Origin of the sequence: uncultured Abyssibacter sp., assembly GCF_964000955.1 — a bacterium.
Classification (GTDB): domain Bacteria; phylum Pseudomonadota; class Gammaproteobacteria; order Nevskiales; family OUC007; genus Abyssibacter.
In genome coordinates this window covers 1-2,146 of sequence record NZ_CAXFCL010000258.1, presented here as the reverse complement: position 1 = coordinate 2,146, position 2,146 = coordinate 1, and the positions used below count along the sequence as shown (strand labels likewise).

The 2,146-nt window shown below is 67.0% G+C and carries 1 protein-coding gene and 2 pseudogenes; all 3 read left to right on the top strand.

Translation table 11 applies throughout. The features are described 5' to 3' along the window. A pseudogene (locus ABNS06_RS12480) lies at positions 1–419 on the top strand (acetyl-CoA carboxylase carboxyl transferase subunit alpha); the annotation flags it as partial. Further along, positions 394–1,680, top strand: a complete 1,287-nt coding sequence (gene tilS / locus ABNS06_RS12475; protein WP_348674926.1) for a tRNA lysidine(34) synthetase TilS — start codon at positions 394–396, stop codon at positions 1,678–1,680. The pseudogene ABNS06_RS12480 and the gene tilS, both read left to right, overlap by 26 nt. 79 nt (positions 1,681–1,759) lie before the next feature. Then, a pseudogene (gene pyrG / locus ABNS06_RS12470) lies at positions 1,760–2,146 on the top strand (CTP synthetase); the annotation flags it as partial.

Below are 2,146 nucleotides of genomic sequence, written 5' to 3'. Positions count from 1 at the left end.
TGCTGGTGCTGTCGCGGCTGCGCGTGCCGGTCGTGTCGCTGGTGATCGGTGAGGGCGGCTCCGGCGGCGCGCTGGCGATTGGCGTTGGTGATCACCTGGCCATGCTTCAGCACAGCATCTACTCGGTGATCAGCCCCGAAGGCTGTGCGTCCATCCTGTGGAAAAGCGCCGAACGCGCCAAGGATGCGGCCGAGGCGATGGGAGTGACCGCGGACCGCCTGCTGGAGCTGAAGCTGATCGATGCCGTGGTTCGCGAGCCGCTTGGCGGCGCCCACCGCGATGTCGAAGCCTTGATGAACGTGGTGCGGGATCATCTGCGGACCGTGCTCAATCTGCTGGGGCAGAAGCCGATCCACGAACTGCTCGAGGCGCGTTACGCGCGGTTGATGGGCTATGGCCAGTTCAGGGATTCCGCCTGAGGCGAGCTTTGCGGCGGCGCCTGGCCGCCACTGGCTGATCGCGTTTTCCGGAGGCCTGGATTCTTCGGTGCTGCTGCACTGGGCGGTCGCCTGGGCGCGCGACAACCCGTCCATCCGGCTGCGTGCCATTCACGTCCATCACGGGCTGCATGCCGATGCCGATCGCTGGGCGCAGCACTGCCGGCGGCAGGCCGCCGATCTGGGCGTGTCACTTGAAGTCCGTCATGTCTGCGTCGACCGCGACGGCGGTCTGGGTCTGGAAGCGGCGGCGCGCGCGGCGCGGTACGCGGCGATCGAGAACCTGATGGAGCCCGGCGAGACGGTGTTGCTGGCGCACCATCGCGACGACCAGGCCGAAACCTTTCTGCTGAACCTCGCCCGTGGCGCCGGGCTGGACGGGTTGTCCGGCATGCCGGGGCAGCGCGCGTTCGGGCCCGGGTGGATTCATCGTCCGCTGCTGGAGCTGAGCCGGGCGCAACTGGAATCCGCGGCGCGGGCATTGAATCTCGAATGGATCGACGACCCGTCCAACGGCGACCTGTCTCTGGATCGCAACTACCTGCGGCATCGGGTGTTGCCGCTGCTGCGCGACCGCTGGCCGGATTTCTCCGACAGAACCGCCTCGGCCGCGGCGCATCTCGCGGACGTGGCGGACGAGTTGCGCGACGGTGATCAGGCGACGCTGGACGCTCTTTTCATGTCCGGCGGGCTGTCGGTCAGCGGTTTGCGGGCGCTGGATCGCGCGTTGGCCGCCAGGGTTCTGCGGCTGGCGATTCGCCAGGCGGGGTTGCCGGTGCCCGGCCGGGCCGTGCTGAGGCAGATCGCGGGCGTGATCGAGTCGACGCGTGAAGACGCCGAACACTGCGTGCGCTGGGGTGTCGCCGAGGTCCGCCGCTATCGGGATCTGCTGTTCATCCAGCAGGGCCTGCCGGCGATTCCGGAGGGCTGGTCGATGCAGTGGAACGGTCGGCAACCGCTGGTTCTGCCCGCGGGTGTCGGCTCGCTGGAATCCGACAGCGTTGGCGACGGGACGGTGCGGCTGGCGCGCCATGACGACGTGATCCGCCTGCCGGAGCGGCCGGGCAAGCGGCTGTCGAAATGGTGCCAGGAGCGGGGCATCGCACCCTGGGCGCGCACCCGATTGCCGGTGCTGTTGCGCGAGGGGCGGATGTGCACCATCGCCTCCACCCGGATTGACACGCGATACGCTCCGGGGAAACTGCAATGGAATCATGCGATTGCGGGAGTGCCGCCGGTTTGATCGGATTGTCCGGAAGCCCGGCCATCGGCTAACATCGGCGCTTCTCCAATCCAGCGAATTCCCCATGTCCAAGGAGCCGATGACCTGCTTTGTCTTTGTGACGGGTGGGGTGGTGTCTTCACTCGGCAAGGGCATGGCGGCCGCGTCACTGGCGTCGATCCTCGAGTCGCGCGGGCTGTCTGTCCGCATGATCAAGCTCGATCCGTACCTGAACGTCGATGCCGGCACCATGAGCCCGTTCCAGCACGGCGAGGTCTATGTGACCGACGACGGGGCCGAAACCGACCTCGATCTCGGCCACTACGAGCGATTCACGCACAGCAAGACCTCGCGGCTGTCGAATTTCACCACCGGCCAGATCTACAACAACGTGATCCGCAAGGAGCGCCGCGGCGACTTCCTTGGCGGCACTGTGCAGGTCATCCCGCATATCACCGACGAGATCAAGCACTGCGTGCGCAAGGGT